This is a genomic window from Chamaesiphon sp. VAR_69_metabat_338 (genome assembly GCF_031423935.1).
Taxonomy (GTDB): Bacteria; Cyanobacteriota; Cyanobacteriia; order Cyanobacteriales; family Chamaesiphonaceae; genus Chamaesiphon.
In genome coordinates, this window is record NZ_JANPGM010000415.1 from 1 (window position 1) to 1913 (window position 1913).

2 protein-coding genes are annotated in these 1913 nt (G+C 43.3%); one reads left to right on the forward strand and one right to left on the reverse strand.

The features are described 5' to 3' along the window. Positions 1-1215: toprim domain-containing protein (locus RMO84_RS11515; protein WP_310488599.1), on the forward strand; the 1215-nt coding region annotated here is incomplete at its 5' end. Positions 1216-1286: 71 nt separating this feature from the next. Here the strand turns inward: RMO84_RS11515 and RMO84_RS11520 are convergent. Next, positions 1287-1796 (reverse strand): pentapeptide repeat-containing protein, encoded by a 510-nt coding sequence (locus tag RMO84_RS11520; RefSeq protein WP_310488600.1) that lies wholly within the window; start codon positions 1794-1796, stop codon positions 1287-1289. Between the last annotated feature and the right edge of the window lie 117 nt (positions 1797-1913).

The following is a 1913-nucleotide window of genomic DNA, read 5'->3' on the forward strand; positions in this document are numbered from 1 at the left end:
GCGGGGATCGACAGCGCGGTGGCTGCGCTCGGTACGGCGTTGAGTTTGGCTCAGGTTAAGCAGTTAGTTAAGTTTACCGAATCTAAGCAAATTATTCTCAATTTCGATGCGGATAAAGCCGGGAATATTGCTGCCGAGCGCGCGATTGGGGAAGTTACCGATTTGGCTTATCAGGGGCAATTACAGTTACGCATCCTCAATTTACCGACGGGAAAAGATGCCGATGAGTTTTTAAAAATCCACAGTCAGCAGGATTATTTAGATTTACTCGATCGTGCGCCGCTGTGGTTGGATTGGCAGATCGATAAAGCGATCGAGAATCAAGATCTTACCCAAGCCGAACAATATCAAGCGGCAACTCAGAAAATTATTAAGTTACTGCAAAATATTACCGACGCCACTACTCGCACTCATTATCTGAAGAAATCGGCGGGTTTATTGAGTGCTGATGATTCTCGAATGGTGCCGTTAGTAATTGAGAATTTACAAACGGCAATTAAGGGACTTAAACCACTGCCAGAACCGAAATTTGGCGGCACTAATGCACCTGTAAATCGATCGGAACGAGTTAAATATGCCGAGCCAGAGATTACCGATTATTCAGAACCGACTGAGGAAATCGAAGATGCAGAGGAGCGGAGCGAACGGCAATTAGAAATCGCACCAGTTAGCATTCATCCCAATCAAAGACTGATCGAACGAGCGGAGAGTTTATTACTGCGGATTTACCTCCATTATCCCGTCCATCGCTTGACAATTATCGACGCGCTAGATTCAGCAGAGTTGACTTTTACATTGGCTCATCATCGCTTTTTGTGGGAGCAGATCGTCTATCGATCTTCCTTAGGATATCAAGATTCCCAACCAGAAGAAATCGATTATTTAGACGATCGATTGATTTCCAAGTTGCAAGATTCGATCGTCGAAGATCGCGTACAAGCTGCACGAGTCGAGCATTTATTCAATCTCGACGAACATACCGCCGAAGAAATTCAGCGATCGCCATTGGTACTCAGAGCCGCGATCGCCTGTTTGGAGAAATTTTCCTGCGAACAAAAACGCAAATTTTATCTCAACAAATTACAAAGCAAAGACGCTGAAGATTTAGCTAAGAAGGTTGAATACTATCAATCGTTTATTACTACCCAACAGCGGCTCCAAGAACTAGAGAAACAGCGAAACGTGACTATTAACGATCTGATATCTTTTATGTAATAGCGACTATGCTGCAAATCTTGCTTTGTGCCTAAAGCCTAAAGCCTAAAGTCTAAAACCTAAAGCCTAAACTAAGGACATTCCAGCGAATCTCTAGTCGATCTTCCCGTCGTTGGATTAGTTCCTTTGGCTACCTTACATAGCTTCATCTGAATATCTTTGCGGAGCAGCACATCGGTGAAATCGGCACCATCGATAATTGCGCCATCGAAATTAGTTACCGAAGTAGAAGCACCAACTAAAATTGCATTAGTGAGATTGACATTGGTGAGTCGTGCTGTATCTAACAACGAATTTGTAAGATTCGCACCAGTCATATCTGCCGATTGAAAATTACCACCAATTAAACTCACGCCAGTCAAGTTGGCATTAATAAACTTGCCATTGCGTACAGTTGCTTGCGTAAATTCGTAACTAGTTAAATCTTTGCCAGTAAAATCGGCATCGTTGGGTAAGACTGCCTTGGTAAAGTCATCGGCTAGTGCCGCTGGTTGATAAATGCTCGACATGGCAAATGACATCACTATCATCAATGCTGGCAATACCCAGCCCATCACCATCTGCCGCAAACTTAACTTCATGATGATTTGGTGCTAATTAAATTTAGTATCTACAAGTACTAATCTTAGCATTTACCCAGGATTGACAACGATCGGCGATCGATTGCCGATCGATAGATTTATGAGGGACAGGCTTCA

Coding starts and splice junctions, on each gene's coding strand:
- RMO84_RS11520 (WP_310488600.1), bottom strand. CDS start 1,796: ATGAAGTTAAGTTTGCGGCAGATGGTGATGGGCTGGGTATTGCCAGCA.